The organism is Pseudomonas sp. 10S5 (genome assembly GCF_035019745.1).
GTDB lineage: Bacteria > Pseudomonadota > Gammaproteobacteria > Pseudomonadales > Pseudomonadaceae > Aquipseudomonas.
On record NZ_JASJVL010000060.1, the window covers coordinates 1 to 257 of the forward strand.

The following is a 257-nucleotide window of genomic DNA, read 5'->3' on the forward strand; positions in this document are numbered from 1 at the left end:
ACAAAGCGGCTTTTCTCAGCTTCGGCCCGGACGGCGAAGGTCTGCATGGGCACATCCACTCGATCCATAAAAGCAACGCCTGCGCGCGACTGACGCACTACGTCGCGGTGCTGAAACCCTATCTGGCGTACCTGGAACACAGCAGCCATCGCCGCTCGTTTCAACAGATGAGCGTGCCGAACATCATCCTTGAAGTGCTCAAGGAACACGGCCTGTTTAGCGGCCTGGATGTGCAGTTCCACGGTGACGTGAGCCGC

At 58.8% G+C, this 257-nt stretch carries 1 protein-coding gene; it reads left to right on the top strand.

Annotation, left to right across the window (positions count from 1 at the left end):
* A partial coding sequence (locus tag QN378_RS23380; RefSeq protein ID WP_323567505.1) for a contractile injection system protein, VgrG/Pvc8 family occupies window positions 1–257 on the top strand: 257 nt, incomplete at both ends.